Origin of the sequence: Streptomyces sp. NPDC016562, from assembly GCF_043076955.1 — a bacterium.
GTDB lineage: Bacteria > Actinomycetota > Actinomycetes > Streptomycetales > Streptomycetaceae > Streptomyces.
Genome location: NZ_JBIBRZ010000005.1, coordinates 30360 through 45376, shown reverse-complemented (window position 1 = coordinate 45376; position 15017 = coordinate 30360). Strand labels below are relative to the sequence as shown.

The window sequence follows — 15017 nt, the reverse complement described above, 5'->3', positions numbered from 1 at the left end:
AGTCTGCCAGCGGGCCCGCGGGGTTCAGCGGGGAGGCGACGGAACCGGCCCGGGGGCACCGGGCGACGCGACCACCGGGACCGGCGCGGCCGACGGAGCCACCGGCACAGGCGTGGGCGAAGGCGAAGGCGAAGGCGTAAGCGACGGCGAAGGCGAGGGCACCGGCTGCGGCGTCGGCGTCGGGATCACCAGCATCACGCCCACCGCGAGCACCGCGGGCAGCGGCCCGATCAGCTCCCGGTTCGCCTCGTACAGCGCCTTCCACCCGCCCCGCACCCGCCGCTTCCGGGCGATCGACACCAGCGTGTCCCCGGCCCGCACCACGTGCATCCGGCCCGCCAGCCCGTACCGCTTGGAGCAGACCGGCCAGGCGTTCCACCCCTGCGCGCCGAGGACGTCCTCGGCGATCCGGATCTGCTGCGCGCGGCCGGCCAGGTCGGCCCGCGGGGCGAAGGCCAGCCCGCCGTGCTCCTCCCACGTCGGCTGCCAGATCTGCAGGCCGCCGTAGAAGCCGTTGCCCGTGTTGGTCGCCCACCGCCCGCCGCTCTCGCAGTCGGCCACGCAGTCCCAGGGCCACTCCCCGCCCGGCCCGCAGTCCCCCGGCCCGGTCCCGATGACGCCCGGGGAGCCGGGGTGCGCCGCCCCCGCCGGGCCGGCCGCGGGAGGCGGCGGAGCCGAGGTCGCCGCGCCGCCTGGGGGTGCGAGCGCCAGTACGGCGAGAGCCGCGGACGCGGCCGTGAGGGCGGCGGCCCGGCGGATCCGGAGGTGGGGCACCGGGTCACGCTACGCAGCCGTCCGTCACCCCTCCCGGCCCGCCACGCCGTGGTCACCACACCCCACCCGGTCGGCCGATCCGTCACCCGTACCGCAAACGGCCACACCCGGCCAGCAACTGCGCACAACCAGAAAAGAGTTGGTACGAAACAGAACCTCCGGTCGGACGGTTCACTCCTCCGGGGGCCCGGTTCGAATCCGTTCCCTCCAATGGCGTGACCCCTGCCACCGCTCCCCCGTTGAGCCCGGCGAGCCGGGAGCCGCCCGGCCCCGCCCCTATGCCGAGGAGCCACCCCGTGCCGCGCATGCTCGACGTCAGTGATGAGGTACGTGCCGAGATCGGTGACGAAGAAGCCGACAGGCTGCTCGTCGGCGACGACGCGCCGCGCAGTTACGACTGCACCTCCTGCCGCACCCCCGGCGACCCGGAGAACGACCGCACCAGCACGGTGCTGTTCGTCGGCGAGGAGACCGCCGTCCTCGCCTTCGCCCACGCGGCCTGCATCCCCTCGCAGGTCGTCTCCGTCTCCGAGGAGCAGCTCCAGGGAGCCGTCCGCAGCATCACCGGCGACAGCCCGGCCCCCGACGCGTCCGCCGGCGGCAGCGCCCCGCAGAACGTGCCCGGCGGCCAGGCCGTCCTCGGCATCACCAGCGGCCTGATCCTGATCGGCGGCGAGCTGCACCCCGCGCTGGTCGTCGAGCCGACCGCCCCGATCGCCCGCCCCGGCAGCGACGGCCCCGGCGACGACTTCCTGCCGCTCCTCATCGAGCAGGGGTTCCGTCCGGTCATCGACACGACCGAGCTCCCCACCCTCCTCGGCGGCTGGTCGGTCCTGCTCGCCGCGGGTCAGCTGCACGCCGTACTGCAGCCGGGCACCGAGGGCGCCGGCCAGGTCGCCTGGTGGCAGGCGCACCAGGCGCTGTCGGTCACCGACAGCTGGCGAGCCGCCGTCAACAAGACCCAGCGCGTGCTCATCTACGCCGCCCCGGTCGGCTCCATCGGCCAGCAGCCCCGCGAGGACCTGCTGCGCGACGCGCTGGACAAGGCAGCCGCCGCGGGCAAGCTCGTGGCCGCCGCGATGCCCCTGGCGGGTACGCCCGGCGCCTGAGCCGGCCGCCCGGACTGACGGCCGTCAGCCTCCCGCCGAGGGGGCCGGGCGGCGTGCGCCGGGGGTGTGCGGTCCGTCCCGCACACCCCCGGCGATCTGTGTTTCCGACCCGGTCACCCCGGTTATTCCGCCCCCGTCACCCCGCATCCGCAGGGCGCCGGTTTCGTTGGCTGATACGTGCATTCATACGACTCCTCCCGCGCCCCGTCCTATCCGAGCTCCGTCCCCGCGATGCGCCCCGCACGGGACCGCGACAGCTCTCCGGCCGCCGTCTCGCACACCCCGATCTACGACACGCTGTACTCGGAGTACCTGCGCGCCTTCCGGGCGCTGCCGGGCGACCGCAGCGGCGAGGAGGACCTCGGGTTCACGGCCTTCTCGCACGGGCGCGGGTACGGCGGGCGCAGCTCGTACGACAGCGGCTGGAGCGGCTCCGCATGGCAACGGGTCGAGGACTGGCAGCCCTCGTACACCCCGCAGCCCGCGTCGCAGCCCGCCCCGGAGGTACAGCCGCAGCCGCAACCGGCGTACTCGTACGCGGGCAACGGCCGTGGATACGCCGACGGGCGGCAGCACCAGACCGGGATGACACACGTCCCGGCGGCCCTGCCGCCCGCTCCGCGCCGGGGCTACTGACCCCGGCGCCTCCGGCGCCTGCGGCTACTTCTTCTTCTTGTACTGGGCGCCGCGCTTCTCGCGCACCCGCACCGAGATGTGGATCGGGGTGCCCTCGAAGCCGAACTCCTCGCGCAGGCGGCGCTCGATGAAGCGCCGGTAGCCGTGCTCCAGGAAGCCGGAGGCGAAGAGGACGAACCGCGGCGGCTTGCTGCCCGCCTGGGTACCGAACAGGATGCGGGGCTGCTTGCCGCCACGGATCGGGTGCGGGTGGGCTGCGACGACCTCACCGAGGAAGGCGTTCAGCCGGCCGGTCGGGACGCGCGTCTCCCAGCCCGCGAGGGCCGTCTCGATCGCCGGGACCAGCTTCTCCATGTGACGGCCGGTGAGCGCCGAGACGTTCACGCGGGGCGCCCAGGCGACCTGCTGCATCTCGGTCTCGATCTCGCGCTCGAGGTAGTAGCGGCGCTCCTCGTCGAGCTCGTCCCACTTGTTGTAGGCGATCACGATCGCACGGCCCGCTTCGACGGCCATGGTGATGATGCGCTGGTCCTGGACGCTGATCGTCTCGGTGGTGTCGATCAGGATGACCGCCACCTCCGCCTTCTCGACGGCCGCGGCCGTGCGCAGGGAGGCGTAGTAGTCGGCGCCCTGCTGGAGGTGGACCTTCTTGCGGATGCCGGCGGTGTCGACGAACTTCCAGGTGATGCCACCGAGCTCGATCAGCTCGTCGACCGGGTCGCGGGTGGTGCCGGCCAGCTCGTTGACGACGACGCGGTCCTCCTTCGCCACCTTGTTGAGCAGCGAGGACTTGCCGACGTTCGGGCGGCCGATCAGCGCGATGCGGCGCGGGCCGCCGGGGGCGGCGGCGCCGAAGGTCTGCTCGGGAGCCTCCGGCAGGGCCTCCAGGACGGCGTCGAGCATGTCGCCGGTACCGCGGCCGTGCAGCGAGGAAACCGGGTGCGGCATGCCGAGGCCCAGGGACCACAGGGACGCCGCGTCGGACTCGCCGCTCTGGCCGTCGACCTTGTTGGCGCACAGGACGACGGGCTTGCCGGCCCTGCGCAGCAGGCGCACGACGGCCTCGTCGGTGTCGGTGGCGCCGACCTTGGCGTCGACGACGAAGACGACCGCGTCGGCGGCCTCGATGGCGTATTCGGCCTGGGCGGCGACGGAGGCGTCGATGCCGAGGACGTCCTGCTCCCAGCCGCCGGTGTCGACGACCTTGAAGCGGCGGCCGGCCCACTCGGCCTCGTAGGTGACGCGGTCGCGGGTGACGCCGGGCTTGTCCTCGACGACCGCCTCGCGGCGGCCGATGATCCGGTTCACCAGGGTCGACTTGCCGACGTTCGGGCGGCCGACGACGGCGAGGACGGGCAGCGGGCCGTGGCCCGCCTCCTCGATCGCGCCTTCGACTTCCTCGATGTCGAAGCCCTCTTCCGCGGCGAGCTCCATGAACTCCGCGTACTCGGCATCGCCAAGTGCTCCGTGGTCGTGCTGGTCGTTCATGAAGTCCGTTCCTCGTCGTTCGTGGTGATCGGTGGTACCCGCGCAGCGCGGTTCCACTACTAGGTCAAGTCTCGCTCAGCGCCCGGTGAGGCGCTTGGCTTCGGCCAGGTGGGCGGTCAGCCGGTCCTGGATGCGTACGGTGGCCCCGTCCAGGGCGGTGCGGGTGCGGCGGCCGGTGCCGTCGCCCGCGTCGAAGGCCGAGCCGAAGACGACGTCGACCCGGCTCTTGAGGGCGGGCAGGCCCTTGACGATCCGCCCGCGGGTGTCGCCGCTGCCCAGCACGGCCACCGGCACGATGGGCGCGCCGCTGCGGACCGCGAAGTACGCGAGGCCCGCGCGCAGCGAGGCGAAGTCGCCCTCGCCCCTGCGGCCCTCGGGGAAGATGCCCAGGGCGCCTCCGTGGTCGAGCACGGCGAGGGCGCGGCTTATCGCCGTGCGGTCGGGGCCGGCGCGGTCGACCTTGACCTGCCCGATCCCGTCGAGGAAGGGGCCGAGCGGGCCGACGTACGCCTCCTTCTTGATCAGGAAGTGCAGGGGGCGGGGCGCGGTGCCCATGACCATCGGGCCGTCGATGTTGTGCGAGTGGTTCACGGCGAGGATCACGGGACCCGACACGGGCACCTTCCAGGCCCCCAGAACGCGCGGCTTCCACAGCCCGTACATGAGGCCGATGCCGATGCGCCTGGCGACCGCCGCACCCCTGAGGGAGGGCGCTTCGCTCACTTGCGGCCCGCCCGCTTCTCCTCGACGAGCGTGACCACGCACTCGATGACCTGGTCGAGCGTGAGCTCGGTGGTGTCCACCTCGACGGCGTCGTCCGCCTTGGCCAGCGGGGAGGTCTTGCGGCCGGAGTCGGCCGCGTCGCGCTTGATCAGCGCCTCCTTGGTGGCCGCGAGGTCCGCGGCCTCCTTGCCCCGGAGCTCTCCGCTGCGCCGGGCGGCGCGCGCCTCGGGGGAGGCCGTCAGGAAGACCTTGAGGTCGGCGTCGGGCAGGACGGTGGTGCCGATGTCCCGGCCTTCGACGACGATCCCCTCGGACTCCTGGGCCGCCTCGGCGGCGATGGAGCGCTGGAGCTCGGTGATGAGGGCGCGCACCTCGGGGACGGCGCTTACGGCGCTGACCTTGGAGGTGACCGCCTGGGTCCGGATGGGCCCGGAGGCGTCCAGGCCGTCCACGGTGATGGTGGGGGCGGCCGGGTCGGTGCCGGACACGAGGGCGGGCTTGCCCGCGGCGACCGCGATGGCCTGCGGGTCCTCGGTGTCCACGCCGTTGGTGATCATCCACCAGGTGATGGCCCGGTACTGGGCACCGGTGTCCAGGTAGCGCAGCCCGAGCTTGGCGGCCACGGCCTTGGAGGTGCTGGACTTGCCCGTGCCGGAGGGACCGTCGATGGCGACGATCACGGCGGACGGAGCTGCGGTTTCCACGGTGCGGGCACCTTCCTGGTTGCGCGTACGTGTCCGGGCGCGGCAAAGCGCCCCTCCCCAAGGTTACCGGCCCCCGGCGCCCCCGGATCCCGGCCCGCTTCTCACGCCCCGCAGGGTGGAGGCGAGGGGCCGGGCCAGGGGCCGCCCGGCTACTGCTGGCGCAGCGCCCAGCCGCGCTCCCTGAGCTCCGCGGTCAGGCCGGCCACGGCCCTCGGTTCCACCATCAGCTGCACCAGGCCCGCCTGCTGCCCCGTCGCGTGCTCGATCCGCACGTCCTCGATGTTGACCCCCGCCCGTCCCGCGTCGGCGAAGATCCGCGCGAGCTCGCCCGGCTGGTCGGAGATGAGCACGGCCACCGTCTCGTAGACGGTCGGCGCCGCGCCGTGCTTGCCGGGCACCCGCACCCGGCCCGCGTTGCCCCGTCGCAGCACGTCCTCGATGCCGGCCGCCCCGCCCCGCCGCTTCTCCACGTCGCCCGACTCCAGGCCCCGCAGCGCCTGCACGGTCTCCTCCAGGTCGGCGGCGATCCCGGCGAGGACGTCCGCGACCGGGCCCGGGTTGGCCGAGAGGATCTCCACCCACATCCGCGGGTCGGAGGCCGCGATCCGGGTCACGTCCCGGATGCCCTGCCCGCACAGCCGCACCGCCGTCTCGTCGGCCTCCTCCAGCCGGGCCGCGACCATGCTGGAGACGAGCTGCGGGGTGTGCGAGACCAGCGCCACGGCCCGGTCGTGCGCGTCGGCGTCCATCACGACGGGTACGGCGCGGCACAGCGCCACCAGTTCCAGCGCGAGGTTCAGCACCTCGTGGTCGGTCTCCCGGGTCGGGGTCAGCACCCAGGGGCGGCCCTCGAAGAGGTCCGCCGTCGCGGCGAGCGGCCCCGACTGCTCCTTGCCGGCCATCGGGTGCGTCCCGATGTAGGCGCTGACGTCCACGTCGAGCGCCGCCAGCTCCCGCCGCGGCCCGCCCTTGACGCTGGCCACGTCCACGTACGCCCGCGCCACCCCGCGCCCGATCAGGTCGGCCAGCGTGGCCGCCACGTGGGCCGGCGGTACGGCGACGATCGCCAGGTCGACCCTGTCCTGCGGCGCCTCGTCGGTGCCGGCGCCCAGGGCGGCCGCCGTACGGGCCTGGTCCGGGTCGTGGTCCACGAGGTGGACGGTGATGCCGCGGGCGGTCAGGGCGAGGGCCGCCGAGGTGCCGATCAGTCCGGTTCCGATGACGACGGCGGTTCTCACGGGGCGCTCCAGGGTTGCGTACGGCACGACGGCGGGACTTCCCGCCAGGGTAGCCAGCGCGGACGCCACGGGGCCCCGGGTGTCCGTTCGCTGGGACGGCGGGCGCTGGGGTAGAACCTCCCGCATGATCTTCCACATCGTCCCGCTCGCCGACTGGACCGCCGCGCCCGACGTCCCGTACGCCCCGCCCTCGCTCGCGTCCGAGGGTTTCGTGCACTGCTCGGCGGACCGGGCGACGGCGCTCGACATCGCCGACGCGCACTACCGCGCGGTGCCGGGGACCCTGCTCGCGGTGGAGCTCGACGAGGACGCCCTGACCGCGGAGGTCCGCCGTGCGGGTGATTCCGGCGGCCGGTACCCGCACGTCCACGGGCCGTTGAACCGGGACGCCGTGGTCGACGTGTGGGAGGTCGTACGCACACCCGGCCGCCCTGCCGCACTGGCCCCATGGCGGCCGGGTGGCCACTGACCGGCGCGGCGGACTTCTCCCGGAGGGCCGCCGCAGGCCAGGATGCTGCTCGCCCACCGGCCACGAACCGAGGAGACACCCATGAGCGACCCCCTGCAGACGGCCCGGCGCACGGTACTGGCGGCCGGCGCGGCCGCCCTGGCCGGCGGCACCCTCGCCGCGTGCGGCGGCGACGGCGGCGGCGGTGACGGCGGAAAGACCGCCGGATCGCAGTCGAGCACCGCGGCCACCCTCTCCACCTCCGCCCCCGCCTCCGGATCCGCCTCCGCCCCGGCGGAGACCGGCGCGGCCGGCGGGAAGGCGATCGCCAAGTCGGCGGACGTGCCCGTGGGCGGCGGCAAGATCCTCAAGGAGGAGAAGCTCGTGGTGACCCAGCCCACGGCCGGGTCCTTCCGCTGCTTCACGGCGGTCTGCACCCACCAGGGATGCCTCGTGAACAAGGTGGAGAACGGCACCATCGACTGCCCCTGCCACGGCAGCAAGTTCGAGGTCGCGGACGGCGCCGTGGCCAAGGGTCCGGCCACCCGCCCGCTGGCGGAGAAGAAGATCGCGGTGGCGCCGGACGGCACTATCTCGCTCGCGTAGCGGCAGGTCAGGCGCCTACGCTCCCCGGATGGACGATCTGACGCTGGTACGGGACCACACGGTCTACCAGTGCGTGATGGGCTCCCGGGCGTTCGGGCTGGCGACGGAGGCGAGCGACACCGACCGGCGCGGTGTCTACCTCGCCCCGACGCCGCTGTTCTGGCGCCTCGACAAGCCCCCCACGCACGTGGAGGGCCCGCGGGACGAGGAGTTCTCCTGGGAACTGGAGCGCTTCTGCGAACTGGCCCTGCGCGCCAACCCGAACATCCTGGAGTGCCTGCACTCCCCGCTGGTGGAACGCGTCACCCCGGTCGGCGAGGAACTGCTCTCCCTGCGCGGGGCCTTCCTCTCCCGCCGGGCGCACACCAGCTTCAGCCGGTACGCGGCCTCCCAGCGCGGCAAGCTGCTCGCGGACGTACGCGTCCACGGCGCCCCGCGCTGGAAGCACGCCATGCACCTGCTGCGCCTGCTGCTGTCCTGCCGGGACCTCCTGCGCACGGGCCGTCTGACCGTCGAGGCGGCCCCGTACCGCGACCGGCTCCTCGCGGTCCGGCGCGGTGAGCTCACCTGGGAGGAGGCCGACGCCTGGATGGCCCGCCTCCAGGAGGAGACCGAGGCGGCTCTCGCCACCACGTCCCTGCCCCCGGAGCCGGACCGCGCCCGCGTGGAGGACTTCCTCGTCCGCGTGCGCCGGGCGTCAGCCGCGTAGCCCGTCGTCCCACAGGGCGCCGAAGGCCAGCAGCTCGTCCCGGTACTCGATGCGGCCCTCCCACTCCCGGGGCCAGACGTCGGCGCCGAGGTGGGCTCCGGCGAAGGCGCCGGCGAGGCAGGCGATCGAGTCGGAGTCGCCCCTGGTGCAGGCCGCGCGGCGCAGGGCCAGGAGCGGCTCGTCGGGGAAGAGCAGGAAGCACTGCAGGGCGGTGGCGAGGGCCTCCTCCGCGATCCAGCCGTCTCCGGTGGTCAGGCAGGGGTCCGTCTCCGGGGACGGGGAGCGCAGCGCGGCCGCCAGCCGGTCCAGGACCGCCAGGCACTCGTCCCAGCCCCGCGCGATGAAGGATTCCGGTGTGGCGTCGGAGGGGGTCCGCCGCCAGAGGTCGCCGAGCCAGCGCTCGTGGTAGCGGGTGCGGTTCTCCAGGGCGTACGAGCGCAGCCGCCCGACCAGGCCCGTCACCTCGGTGCCGGCGGCCAGCAGGTGCACGGCCCGCGCCGTCAGGTCGCTGGCGGCGAGCGCCGTGGGGTGGCCGTGGGTGAGGGCCGACTGGAGCTGGGCCGCGCCGGCCCGCTCCTCCCCGGTCCAGTGCGGGACCAGGCCGACGGGGACCACGCGCATGTTCGCGCCGCAGCCCTTGGAGCCGAGCTGGCTGGCGTCGCGCCAGTCCCGCTCGGGGTGGTCCAGCAGGGAGCAGGCCCGCAGGCAGGTGTTGCCGGGGGCGCGGTTGTTCTCCGGCGAGTGGTACCAGTCGACGAACTCCTCGCGGACCGGCCGGGTCAGTCCCGGCGGGCCGACCGGGCCGCGGTCGGCGGCCGTCTTCATGCCGCGCGCCAGGGCGAGGGTCATCTGGGTGTCGTCGGTGACGAGGGCGGGGCGCGGCAGCGCCATCTCGCGCCACGGACCGGTCTTGGCCAGGATCGACGGGACGTCGTTGAACTCGGTCGGGAAGCCGAGGGCGTCGCCCAGGGCCAGGCCGATCAGGGCTCCCGTCGCGGCTCGCTTGGTCTGCGCGGGCATCGTCATCCTTGTCCTTCCGAAGGGCGGAGCAGGGGCGGGTGGAGGGTGGTGGCCGGTCCCGCCCGGTAGAGGGCGGCCGGTTTGCCGCGCCCGCCGGTGAGCCGGGCGGCGCCCGGTACGGCCTCGACGAAGCCGGGGGTGGCCAGGACCTTGCGGCGGAAGTTGGGGCGGTCCAGCGGTGTGGCCCACACCGTCTCGTAGACGTGGCGCAGCTCGCCCAGGGTGAACTCGGGCGGGCAGAACGCGGTGGCCAGGCAGGTGTACTCCAGCTTCGAGCCGACCCTCTCGCGCGCGTCGGCGAGGATCACCGCGTGGTCGAAGGCCAGGTCCGCCGCCTCGTCCACCGGCACCCAGCGGGCCTGGGCCGCGTCACCGCCGCCCTCGGCCACCGGTTCCGGCATGTCGGGGACGAGCGCGGTGAAGGCCACCGAGACGACCCGCATCCTGGGGTCGCGGTCCGGCTCGCTGTAGGTGCGCAACTGCTCCAGGTGCAGGGCGCCGACCACGGGCGCCGACAGGCCGGTCTCCTCGGCCAGCTCCCGGCGGGCCGCCGTCTCGGCGGACTCGCGGGGCAGGACGAAGCCGCCGGGCAGCGCCCAGGCCCCCGCGTACGGCTCCTGCCCGCGCCGGATCAGCAGCACCTGCAGCCGCCCGCCTCGTACGGTGAACACCGCGAGGTCGGCGGTCACCGCGAACGGCGTGAAGGCGTGGGGGTCGTAGCCCGCCGGCGGCGCCCCGTTCACCGGGTCTCCGGGAGGGGGTCGGCGAAGTGCCAGCCTTCGGCGAGCAGGGCGTCGACGGCCGTCACCGCGGCCGCCAGCCGCTCCTCGCGGTCGCCCCGGACGGTGAGGAAGCGCCGGCCGGTGGCTTCGAGCTCCTCCCGGAACCGCCCGGTCATCCAGGGCCGCAGGTGCGGGCCGTCGCGCAGGCCGTCGTCCTCGAAGGGCACGTCGGCGTGGTCGGTGAGCAGGTACAGGTCCCGCCGGGTCCGGGCGGCCCGCCGCTCGACCTCCGCGCTGCGCCCGCCCGTGTACCGCTCGTGCCAGATGCCGGTCGCGAAGGAGTCGGTGTCGCAGAACAGCACCGGCGAGCCCGTCCGGGCGGCCCGCTCCTCCTCCGCGTCCTGGCGCCGCGCGATGACCGGGAACTCCGCCGAGGCGAACGAGATGTCCGCCCAGGTGGCCGCGGGGTCCGCCGCGCGGGCGGCCGCCAGCTTCTCCTCGCTGTACAGGCGCCCGTACTCGGCGACCCAGCCCGTCCGGGCCCAGACCCCGCCGCGCCGCCGGTAGTGGGCGGCGAGCGCCCGCGACAGCGTGGTGGTGCCGGTGGACTCGGCCCCGAGGACGACGACGCGTCGGGTCAGCGCGGCCCGTACGGCCGGTCCCAGGTAGTCCCAGCAGGCGACCGGGTCCGCCCGCACCGCCGTGCCGGACACCGGGAACAGGGTCCGCGCCGGGTCCACGCAGACCTCCTCGGCGCCGAACCGCCGGGCGAGCTCGGTTCCGTACGCCTCCGAGGTGAAGACGGCGTCCACCGGCCCGGCGACCGCGGCCCGGAAGATCGCCATGTGCGCCTCCCAGACGTCCGGGTCGTGCAGGTCGACGGGGACGTCGTCGACCGCGCCGACCACCTCGGCGCCGGGGTGCGCCTCGCGCATCCATGCGACCCGGTCGGCCAGCGGGACCGACTCCACCGAGGCGGCGCAGACCAGGACGGTCAGCCGCTCGCACCGGTCCTGGGCGGTGCGCACCAGGTGGTGGTGGCCGGCGTGCGGCGGGTAGAACTTGCCCAGCACCAGGCCGTGCCCGAAGCGCCTCATGCCCGCGCCTCCCGTACCGTGCGGGCGCCCGCGGCCGGGAGCGTGCGGCGCCAGCCGAGCAGTCCGGCCACGCACAGGGCGAGGAAGCCGACGTAGAGCAGCGCGGTGAGGTGGAGCCCCTTGTAGGCGTACAGGGGGATGTAGATCAGGTCGGCTGCGATCCACAGCCACCAGGACTCGACGAGCTTGCGGCACTGGCCGTAGGTGGCGGCGAGCGAGAGGCCGGTCGTCAGGGCGTCCCAGAACGGGACGGTCGAGTCGGTGGCCCTGCTCAGCAGCAGCGTGAGGGCGAGCACCCCCACCGCCCCCGCGGCGGCCAGCGCGGCCCATTCGGTGCGCGTGGTGCGGCGCACCGGCAGGGCCCCGGTGGTTCCTGGTCCACCCCCGTGGGTCCAGGACCACCAGCCGTACGCCGCGAGGGCGATGAAGACGATCTGGAGCCCGGCGTCGGCGTACAGGCCGGCCTGGGTGAACAGCACGATGAAGAAGACGTTGTTGGCGATGCCGATCGGCCAGTTGGCGATGTGCTGCCGGGCGACGAGCCAGACGCACAGGGCACCAGGGACGAATCCGAGTACCTCGGTCCAGCTCATGACGACCCCCTTTAATAGTCAGGTTGACTATAAACAGAGGGAGGGCCGCCGGGCAAGCGAAAAGCCCGCAGCGCCGGGGGCACTGCGGGCTTCTCGGTCCTGGGGTCAGACGGTCTACAGACCGACCTCGCGCATCAGCATGCCGACCTCGGTGTTGGTCAGGCGGCGCAGCCAGCCGGACTTCTGGTCGCCCAGCTCGATCGGCCCGAAGGAGGTCCGCACGAGCTTCTCGACCGGGAAGCCGGCCTCGGCCATCATGCGGCGGACGATGTGCTTGCGGCCCTCGTGGAGGGTGACCTCGACCAGGTAGTTCTTGCCGACCTGGTCGACGACGCGGAAGTGGTCGGCGCGGGCGTACCCGTCCTCCAGCTCGATGCCGTCCTTGAGCCGCTTGCCGATCTCACGCGGCAGCGGGCCGGTGATGGCGGCGACGTAGGTCTTCTTCACGCCGTACTTCGGGTGCGTGAGGCGGTGGGCCAGCTCACCGTGGTTGGTGAGGAGGATGATGCCCTCGGTCTCGGTGTCGAGCCGGCCGACGTGGAACAGACGCGTCTCACGGTTGGTGACGTAGTCGCCCAGGCACTGGCGGCCGTCCGGGTCCTCCATGGTGGAGACGACGCCGGCGGGCTTGTTCAGCGCGAAGAACAGGTACGACTGGGTGGCGACGGTCAGGCCGTCCACCTTGATCTCGTCCTTCGGCTGGACGCGCTTGCCCTGCTCCAGCACGATCTCGCCGTTGACCTCGACGCGGGCCTGCTCGATGAGCTCCTCGCAGGCGCGGCGCGAACCCATGCCGGCGCGGGCGAGCACCTTCTGCAGTCGCTCGCCCTCCTCCTCGGCGCCCGGGAAGGTCTTCGGGGTCTTGATCACGGGCTTGTCGGCGTACCGGTCGCGCACGCGCTCCTCGATCCGCGCGTCCAGCTCGCGCGGCCGGGACTGGCCGCTGCGGCTGCCGGGACCGCGGCGCGGGCCGCCGGCCCCGCCGATGCCGGGGGTCTTGGAGGTCTTGGGGCCGCCCTTGGCGCCACCGCGCGCGGACGCGCCACGGGCGCCGCCGCCGCCGGCCTTGGGGCCCTGGCGTCCGCTGCGCTCGCCCTCGGGGCCCACGTCGTAGCGACGCTCCTCGGGGCGGGGGTTGCGGGGACGCTGGGGCGCCTGGTCGCGGTCACGCGCGTCGGAGCCGCCCTGGTAGCCACCGCCCTGGTAGCCACCGGAGGACGAGCCGCCGCGGTAGCCACCGCCACCGGAGGAGGAGCCACCGCGGTAGCCACCGCCGCCCGAGGAGGAGCCGCCGCGGGAGCCGCCCCCGGAGGAGTTGCCGCCGCGGTAGCCACCGCCGGAGCCGGAGCCGGCGCCGCGGGATCCACCGCGTCCGCCACCACCGCCGCCGCCGCTGTTCCTGTTGCCGCCGCCGTTACCGTTGCTTCGCATCAAATGTCCGTCGTCTTGTCGTCGTCTTCATCAGTGTCCGGTGCGTCCGGATCGAACGACGGCACACCTTCTTGCGTCTCGGCTTCGATCGCGTCCGCCTCGGGGAGGAAGGGCGCGAGCTCCGGGAGCTCGTCCAGGCCGCGCAGGCCCATCCGCTCCAGAAAGTAGTTCGTCGTCCTGTACAGGATCGCACCTGTTTCGGGTTCCGTCCCCGCCTCCTCCACCAGACCCCGCTGCAGGAGGGTCCGCATGACCCCGTCGCAGTTGACTCCGCGGACCGCCGAGACCCTCGATCGACTCACCGGCTGGCGGTACGCGACGACCGCCAGGGTCTCCAGGGCCGCCTGGGTGAGGCGGGCCTGCTGGCCGTCCAGGACGAAGGACTCGACGGCCGGTGCGTACTGCGCCCGCGTGTAGAACCGCCACCCGCCGGCGACCAGCCGCAGCTCGAAGCCCCGGCGGGCCGCCGTGTACTCGTCGGCGAGCTCCCGCAGCGCGGCCGCGACCTCGCGGGGTGTGCGTTCCAGCACCTTCGCGAGGTGCGCCTCGGTCGCGGGCTCGTCCACGACCATGAGGACGGCTTCCAGGGCCGGCTTCAGCTCCAGCGCGGCCACCGCACTCGTGTCGCTGCTCAATCCTTCGCCTCCACGATCTGGTCGAACTCATCCGTCACGGTCGGCATCCCGTCGCCGTCCCCGCCGCTCCAGCGCACGGTCAGGGTGTCCAGGGCCGTCTCCTGGTCGAGTACGACCGCCTTCTCCCGGTAGAGCTCCAGGAGGGCCAGGAAGCGCGCGACGACGGTCAGGGTGTCCCCGGCGTCCTCGGTGAGCTCCTGGAACGTGGCCTCCCCGCGCGCCTTCAGCATCCGCACCACGAGCCCGGCCTGCTCGCGCACGCTGACGAGCGGCGCGTGGATGTGGTCCACGTACACCTGGGGCTTGGCCTTGGGCTGCATGGCCTTGACGGCGAGCCGGGCGAAGCCCTCGGCCCCGATGCTGATGACGACCTCGGGCAGCAGATCGGCGTGGTGCGGCTCCAGCCCCACCGTGCGCGGATAACGCCGGCCCTCGGCCTCCGCCCGCCGCTCGAAGATCTCGGCGATCTGCTTGTACGCCCGGTACTGGAGCAGGCGCGCGAAGAGCAGGTCCCGTGCCTCAAGGAGCGCGAGGTCCCCCTCGTCCTCGACCTCGGCGACCGGCAGGAGCCGGGCGGCCTTCAGGTCGAGCAGGGTGGCGGCGACGACGAGGAACTCGGTCGTCTGATCGAGGTCCCAGTCCGGCCCCATGGCCCGGATGTGGGCCATGAACTCGTCGGTGACCTTGGACAACGAGACCTCGGTCACGTCGAGCTTGTGCCGCGAGATCAACTGCAGCAGCAGATCGAACGGCCCCTCGAAGTTCTCAAGCCGCAGCGTAAACCGCCCGTCCCCCACCCCAGAAGCCCCCACAGGCGCCTCAGAAGCCCTTGGCGCCTCCACACCGGCCCCCACACCCCCAGGGCCCTCAGCAAGCACCTCAGGACCGACACCACACCCCAGGGGGCGACGGGAGGAACGGCCGGATCCGGCGGAGAGGGACATCACAAATCCAGGGTGGGAAGAAAAGGACCACGAGCAGCGTAGGCCCCCGAGACCACCACCCGCCGGTTGCGACGGGGTCGGGTGTGTGGCGGGGTGTCCCCGCAGGGCGCCGAACACACCGCCGCCGCACGGCCCGACCC

Annotated in this window: 17 protein-coding genes; 5 read left to right on the top strand and 12 right to left on the bottom strand. The window is 73.7% G+C overall.

The genetic code is table 11. The annotated features are described in order from the left end of the window. Positions 1-24: 24 nt before the first annotated feature. Complete coding sequence (locus tag ACF059_RS21910; RefSeq protein WP_392059651.1) at positions 25-774, bottom strand: transglycosylase family protein; 750 nt, start codon at positions 772-774, stop codon at positions 25-27. Positions 775-1070: 296 nt separating this feature from the next. On the opposite strand from ACF059_RS21910, the gene ACF059_RS21905 reads away from it, so the two are divergent. Further along, positions 1071-1883, top strand: coding sequence for a hypothetical protein (locus tag ACF059_RS21905; RefSeq protein WP_366867291.1), 813 nt, complete (start codon positions 1071-1073; stop codon positions 1881-1883). A 231-nt stretch (positions 1884-2114) separates the two neighbouring features. Next, a complete protein-coding gene (locus ACF059_RS21900) occupies positions 2115-2519 on the top strand; it encodes a hypothetical protein (RefSeq protein ID WP_392059648.1) in 405 nt (134 codons plus the stop codon). Between the two features lie 24 nt (positions 2520-2543). Here the strand turns inward: ACF059_RS21900 and der are convergent, their stop codons facing one another. From der to ACF059_RS21880, 4 genes are all read right to left on the bottom strand, one after another. Continuing rightward, positions 2544-4007, bottom strand: coding sequence for a ribosome biogenesis GTPase Der (gene der, locus ACF059_RS21895; protein WP_366867293.1), 1464 nt, complete (start codon positions 4005-4007; stop codon positions 2544-2546). A gap of 75 nt (positions 4008-4082) precedes the next feature. Continuing rightward, a complete protein-coding gene (locus ACF059_RS21890) occupies positions 4083-4670 on the bottom strand; it encodes a lysophospholipid acyltransferase family protein (RefSeq protein ID WP_361948268.1) in 588 nt (195 codons plus the stop codon). 56 nt (positions 4671-4726) lie between these two features. After that, the gene (gene cmk / locus ACF059_RS21885; RefSeq protein WP_392059645.1) at positions 4727-5434 is read right to left on the bottom strand and encodes a (d)CMP kinase; all 708 of its coding nucleotides are present in this window, start codon (positions 5432-5434) and stop codon (positions 4727-4729) included. Between the two features lie 149 nt (positions 5435-5583). Continuing rightward, the gene (locus ACF059_RS21880; RefSeq protein ID WP_392059643.1) at positions 5584-6672 is read right to left on the bottom strand and encodes a prephenate dehydrogenase; all 1089 of its coding nucleotides are present in this window, start codon (positions 6670-6672) and stop codon (positions 5584-5586) included. 124 nt (positions 6673-6796) lie between these two features. On the opposite strand from ACF059_RS21880, the gene ACF059_RS21875 reads away from it, so the two are divergent. The 3 genes from ACF059_RS21875 to ACF059_RS21865 all read left to right on the top strand — a co-directional run bounded on the left by ACF059_RS21875 (position 6797) and on the right by ACF059_RS21865 (position 8435). After that, complete coding sequence (locus tag ACF059_RS21875) at positions 6797-7141, top strand: DUF952 domain-containing protein (protein WP_392059640.1); 345 nt, start codon at positions 6797-6799, stop codon at positions 7139-7141. Between the two features lie 81 nt (positions 7142-7222). Next, complete coding sequence (locus ACF059_RS21870; RefSeq protein WP_392059638.1) at positions 7223-7726, top strand: Rieske (2Fe-2S) protein; 504 nt, start codon at positions 7223-7225, stop codon at positions 7724-7726. Between the two features lie 28 nt (positions 7727-7754). Next, entirely contained in the window at positions 7755-8435 is a 681-nt protein-coding gene (locus tag ACF059_RS21865) for a DNA polymerase beta superfamily protein (protein WP_392059635.1), read from the top strand. On the opposite strand, the gene ACF059_RS21860 is transcribed toward ACF059_RS21865, so the two are convergent. From ACF059_RS21860 to ACF059_RS21830, 7 genes are all read right to left on the bottom strand, one after another. After that, positions 8424-9461 carry an ADP-ribosylglycohydrolase family protein gene (locus tag ACF059_RS21860; RefSeq protein ID WP_392059632.1) on the bottom strand — a complete coding sequence of 346 codons (1038 nt, stop codon included), beginning with the start codon at positions 9459-9461 and terminating at the stop codon, positions 8424-8426. The two genes, ACF059_RS21865 and ACF059_RS21860, sit on opposite strands and share 12 nt — an antisense overlap. Next, positions 9458-10198 (bottom strand): NUDIX domain-containing protein, encoded by a 741-nt coding sequence (locus tag ACF059_RS21855; protein WP_392059629.1) that lies wholly within the window; start codon positions 10196-10198, stop codon positions 9458-9460. The genes ACF059_RS21860 and ACF059_RS21855 overlap by 4 nt, the downstream gene beginning before the upstream one ends. After that, entirely contained in the window at positions 10195-11274 is a 1080-nt protein-coding gene (locus ACF059_RS21850) for an AAA family ATPase (protein ID WP_392059627.1), read from the bottom strand. Before ACF059_RS21850 ends, ACF059_RS21855 begins: the two co-directional genes overlap by 4 nt. Then, positions 11271-11867 (bottom strand): nicotinamide riboside transporter PnuC, encoded by a 597-nt coding sequence (gene pnuC, locus ACF059_RS21845; RefSeq protein ID WP_392059625.1) that lies wholly within the window; start codon positions 11865-11867, stop codon positions 11271-11273. Before pnuC ends, ACF059_RS21850 begins: the two co-directional genes overlap by 4 nt. A 114-nt stretch (positions 11868-11981) precedes the next feature. Then, positions 11982-13298 (bottom strand): pseudouridine synthase, encoded by a 1317-nt coding sequence (locus tag ACF059_RS21840; RefSeq protein WP_361948222.1) that lies wholly within the window; start codon positions 13296-13298, stop codon positions 11982-11984. Then, entirely contained in the window at positions 13298-13933 is a 636-nt protein-coding gene (gene scpB, locus ACF059_RS21835; RefSeq protein ID WP_361948225.1) for an SMC-Scp complex subunit ScpB, read from the bottom strand. The genes ACF059_RS21840 and scpB overlap by 1 nt, the downstream gene beginning before the upstream one ends. Further along, positions 13930-14877 carry a segregation and condensation protein A gene (locus ACF059_RS21830; RefSeq protein ID WP_392059621.1) on the bottom strand — a complete coding sequence of 316 codons (948 nt, stop codon included), beginning with the start codon at positions 14875-14877 and terminating at the stop codon, positions 13930-13932. The genes scpB and ACF059_RS21830 overlap by 4 nt, the downstream gene beginning before the upstream one ends. Between the last annotated feature and the right edge of the window lie 140 nt (positions 14878-15017).

What these genes read in the sequence shown, in the direction of transcription:
- ACF059_RS21865 (WP_392059635.1), top strand. Translation starts at nt 7,755, where the DNA reads ATGGACGATCTGACGCTGGTACGGGACCACACGGTCTACCAGTGCGTG.
- ACF059_RS21830 (WP_392059621.1), bottom strand. Translation starts at nt 14,877, where the DNA reads ATGTCCCTCTCCGCCGGATCCGGCCGTTCCTCCCGTCGCCCCCTGGGG.
- ACF059_RS21840 (WP_361948222.1), bottom strand. Translation starts at nt 13,298, where the DNA reads ATGCGAAGCAACGGTAACGGCGGCGGCAACAGGAACAGCGGCGGCGGC.
- ACF059_RS21900 (WP_392059648.1), top strand. Translation starts at nt 2,115, where the DNA reads ATGCGCCCCGCACGGGACCGCGACAGCTCTCCGGCCGCCGTCTCGCAC.
- ACF059_RS21860 (WP_392059632.1), bottom strand. Translation starts at nt 9,461, where the DNA reads ATGACGATGCCCGCGCAGACCAAGCGAGCCGCGACGGGAGCCCTGATC.
- ACF059_RS21875 (WP_392059640.1), top strand. Translation starts at nt 6,797, where the DNA reads ATGATCTTCCACATCGTCCCGCTCGCCGACTGGACCGCCGCGCCCGAC.
- pnuC (WP_392059625.1), bottom strand. Translation starts at nt 11,867, where the DNA reads ATGAGCTGGACCGAGGTACTCGGATTCGTCCCTGGTGCCCTGTGCGTC.
- ACF059_RS21850 (WP_392059627.1), bottom strand. Translation starts at nt 11,274, where the DNA reads ATGAGGCGCTTCGGGCACGGCCTGGTGCTGGGCAAGTTCTACCCGCCG.
- ACF059_RS21870 (WP_392059638.1), top strand. Translation starts at nt 7,223, where the DNA reads ATGAGCGACCCCCTGCAGACGGCCCGGCGCACGGTACTGGCGGCCGGC.
- der (WP_366867293.1), bottom strand. Translation starts at nt 4,007, where the DNA reads ATGAACGACCAGCACGACCACGGAGCACTTGGCGATGCCGAGTACGCG.
- ACF059_RS21890 (WP_361948268.1), bottom strand. Translation starts at nt 4,670, where the DNA reads ATGTACGGGCTGTGGAAGCCGCGCGTTCTGGGGGCCTGGAAGGTGCCC.